Origin of the sequence: Vibrio sp. OPT46, assembly GCF_015163535.1 — a bacterium.
GTDB lineage: Bacteria > Pseudomonadota > Gammaproteobacteria > Enterobacterales > Vibrionaceae > Vibrio > Vibrio alginolyticus.
This window is the reverse complement of sequence record NZ_JADDYG010000132.1, coordinates 5,101-7,519: the sequence shown is the minus strand read 5'-3', so window position 1 is coordinate 7,519 and position 2,419 is coordinate 5,101. Positions and strand designations below refer to the sequence as shown.

Here is a 2,419-nt window from a genome sequence, read left to right as displayed (position 1 = left end):
AGTTTTAGCTGACCGAATCACTTGTAAACTCGAATCCCATTAACTGCCTATGTATTCATGATTCTTTTAGAGGTTAAATAAATGAACTCAATTGAAGCAGAGTCATGAAGCTTCAATTGAGGTTACCGGCACAGCACAATGTGATAAACCTCTTTCAAGCAAACATTTGAATGCGATTTTTCCAATTTAAGACATGTTCAATAAATGCATCAACTCTTGCAGGCCTTTTATCGCGGTCTCGATACATAATGAATACTTCTTTACCCGAGCATTGCCATTCTGGCAACAAAGGCAGCAGGTTATGTTGATCATGATTTAGCTCATGAAAGTAATAGGTTGGAATCCACGCAATTCCTAAACCATGGATGACGGCGTCTCTAACTAGCAGTACATCATTTGAAGTGAATTGAAACTTTAGCGGATGATCAAATGTTTCATTGGTGATTTGATTAACTAATTTCCATTGGCTGTCGTTGTTTACCGTAATTAGGCGATGATGAACAAGTTGTTCTGGATGGGTAATCGGTTGGTGTTGTTCTAAATAGCTTCGTGATGCACAAAGCGCAAATGGAATCGACCATAATTTCTGAGCAATCCAGTCTTGTTCAATAAGATCACCAAGACGAAAACTAACATCGACACGGTTAGATACAAGATTGATTTTTTCATTCTGTACATCTAAATCGATACATATCTTCGGATGTTGCTCTGCAAATTCATAAACGCACCGCTTTAACCACATCTGTGTCATGTTAATTGGCGCTGATATTTTGATCGTTCCGCTTAAAGACTGACGCTCAGTCGCAATTCTCGATGTCACATTATTTAAGCTAAGAAGTAACGGCTCACAGAGTTGATAATATTTTTCGCCATCAGTTGTTAACGCAAAGTGGTGTGCACTGCGGTTAAATAGTCTGCAATTTAAGTTTATTTCCAGCCTTTTTAACTTCCGGCTTAGCGTGGCTAACGGGACATTAAGACGCTCAGATGCTTGTGTTAGGCTTTGATAGCGAGCAACAGAAACGAATAACAAAAGGTCATCCAAAGAGTGACGTTCCATATTTGGGATTAACCCTCTTAAATTTGGCTATTAAAAATCAAATATGAAATATATAGCATTATCGCGTCAAGTTAATTTTTATCAGGAAGATCTATGTCTAAGCATTTATCAATTTGGTGCGGTGTTGTTGTCGCTATCTTTTTTTGGTCTAGTAACTTTAACGTAATAAAGGCTATTAATAGCGATGTCTCTCCTTTGGATTCAGCGACGTTACGATTTTCCGTTGCAGCTTTAATACTCTTAATGATAAGAGGTACTAAACGCTCTCCATATGGAGCCAAACTCACACGAAAAAGTATGTTGTCGTTGTTTGTTATAGCAACCGTGGGTGTAACTATCCAAAACTTCTCTATTTTCTCTGCAATGAGATTTACTACCCCAGTTAACGCAGCGGTTGTTCAGGCAAACCTACCACTTGTCACTATCTTGTTGTCGGGCTTTATTCTCAAGACTTCCATTTCGGTTAAAACTATTTTAGGTGCACTAATCAGTTTTTGTGGAGTGGTAATCGTCATTACAGGGGGAAATATTCATTCTATTAGCAGCAATAGTAATATTGGTGATCTATACATGTTATTTGCTTTAATTAGTGGGTGTTTATACACAATTCTAGCGAAGCGTTTAACATCTCATATCCCAGTAACTCAGCAGTTACGTTGGGTGTTAAGTATTGGTGCCATTCAAATGGTCGCTATAGCGATGTACCACGGCGACTTTAGCCGTAGCTTAAATGCCATAACATTTAAAGACCTAGCATTAATAGCTTACATGAGCCTGTTTGGAACTTTGATTGCTTATTACTTTTGGATGAAAGGCGCTATCGTTCTTGGTCCAGATAAGATGTCTCCATTATTTAATATTATGCCGGTATTCACTCTACTGATTTCGTTCATTTCTGGTGAGCAGGCTCAATGGGAAAATGTTTTAGGCGTCTTTATCGTTGCGGCTGGTGTGTATATAGGTAACTCAGCACCTTTTGCTCGTTTACGGAAGGTGGTGGAGTAAAAATAGACGCCAACCTTAAGTCCATTATTTAGAGCAATACTTTGTTAATTGGCATAAGTTTTCTTGGTTTCCAATAGGTACACTTTTCGCTTTCGTCGTTCACTCTTTTATCTAACTTTATTGAGTACATGTCGAAAATCTTCAATCTTTTGCTAAGAGCGTTTTTTACTATGTAAAAAACAGAGGAGAATGACCATGAAGAAACGACTCAACTATATTGAAGTAGCGCCAAAAGCAATAGAAATCCTATACGCTCAGGAGGCTTACTTCCATGAACAATTTAGCCAATCAGAAACCATGAACATGATCATATGGGAACTGGTTAAGTTACGCATATCGCAAATCAATCAATGC

General features: G+C 38.1%; 2 protein-coding genes. One reads left to right on the top strand and one right to left on the bottom strand.

The genetic code is table 11. The features are described 5' to 3' along the window. Positions 1 to 154: 154 nt before the first annotated feature. Positions 155 to 1,060, bottom strand: a complete 906-nt coding sequence (locus IQR33_RS05845) for a LysR family transcriptional regulator (RefSeq protein WP_033906526.1) — start codon at positions 1,058 to 1,060, stop codon at positions 155 to 157. A gap of 93 nt (positions 1,061 to 1,153) precedes the next feature. On the opposite strand from IQR33_RS05845, the gene IQR33_RS05840 reads away from it, so the two are divergent. Then, entirely contained in the window at positions 1,154 to 2,065 is a 912-nt protein-coding gene (locus tag IQR33_RS05840) for a DMT family transporter (RefSeq protein ID WP_193837686.1), read from the top strand. The last annotated feature ends 354 nt before the right edge of the window (positions 2,066 to 2,419 follow it).